Source organism: Rhabdaerophilum sp. SD176 (assembly GCF_030143245.1).
Classification (GTDB): Bacteria; Pseudomonadota; Alphaproteobacteria; order Rhizobiales; family Beijerinckiaceae; genus Rhabdaerophilum.
Map to the genome: position 1 here is coordinate 1 of NZ_JARJNS010000020.1, position 1,272 is coordinate 1,272.

The following is a 1,272-nucleotide window of genomic DNA, read 5'->3' on the forward strand; positions in this document are numbered from 1 at the left end:
TGACGTTGCCCCCAAGTTTTATCCAGTTCTGAGTTCGTTTCCGGGGTTGGGATTGCCCTGCTGGGCGGGTGATACTGCGGTCGATGGCGCGGAGCTTTTCAGATTGCGCAGCGCCAGAGCCCGACGCGGGTTGAAGGTGGATGCGAACTCGGCCGGTGTCTGCCATCCGAGTTGCGAGTGAGGCCGCGAGCCGTTGTAGTCTGCTCGCCAGATGGCCAGAACCGCTCGAGCGTGGCTCAGGGATGAGAACAGCATCTCGTTGAGCAGCTCATCCCGCAGGCGACCGTTGAAGGATTCAATGAAGCCGTTTTGCATCGGCTTACCCGGAGCGATGTAATGCCACTCGACACGCGCCTGATCGGCCCATGCCAGGATGGCGTTGCTGGTGAACTCGCTGCCGTTATCACTGACAATCATTCGCGGTCGCCCGCGTTCTGCGATGAGCCGATCAAGCTCCCGGGCAACGCGCACCCCCGATAGCGATGTATCCGCCACCAGAGCCAGGTTCTCGCGCGTGCAATCATCGACGATCGCGAGCACGCGGAAGCGGCGCCCATCCGTGAACTGGTCAGAGACAAAGTCGAGGCTCCACCGCTCGTTCGGCCGCAGCGGCACCAGCATGGGGGCGCGTGTTCCAATGGCTCGCTTGCGGCCGCAACGGCGCCGAACGGAGAGCTTTTCCTCCCGATAGAGCCGGAAGAGCTTCTTGTGGTTCACGGCCAGCCCCTCACGCTTGAGCATCACGTGCAGGCGCCTGTAGCCAAAGCGGCGACGCTCACGCGCAATCGTGCGCATGCGCTCCCGAAGGACAGTGTCATCGGGCCTGCTCGATTGATATCGGATCGTCATGCGGCAGCAGCCGATGGCTTTACACGCCCGCCGTTCGCTCATCCCGTGCTTCTCCACGAGATGCGCGACAGCTTTCCGCTCGGCAGCGGGCGTCACCATTTCTTTCCCAGGAGATCCTTCAACGCGACATTGTCGAGCATGGCGTCCGCGAGCATCCGCTTGAGCTTCGCATTCTCGTCCTCCAGCGCTTTCAGGCGCTTGGCTTCCGATACGTCCATGCCTCCGTATTTGGCTTTCCATTTGTAGATGCTGGCGTCGCTGACGCCATGCTTCCGGCAGAGCTCCGAGACGGGCACGCCCGCCTCCTGCTCCTTCAGGATCGCGATGATCTGCTCCTCGCTGAACCGGCTGCGCTTCATGTTCTGGTCTCCTCATGCGGCCAGAACGAACTTCAAGCTGGATTAGGTCAGAGGGGCAACGTCA

At 61.6% G+C, this 1,272-nt stretch carries 1 protein-coding gene; it reads right to left on the reverse strand.

The genetic code is table 11. The features are described 5' to 3' along the window. Positions 1-18 precede the first annotated feature (18 nt). Positions 19-1,208 (reverse strand): IS3 family transposase gene (locus tag P0652_RS18710; RefSeq protein WP_284180427.1). Its coding sequence is split into 2 segments (ribosomal slippage): positions 19-959 and positions 959-1,208, totalling 1,191 coding nucleotides; the frame shifts between segments, so codons are not numbered across the junction. Positions 1,209-1,272: the final 64 nt, after the last annotated feature.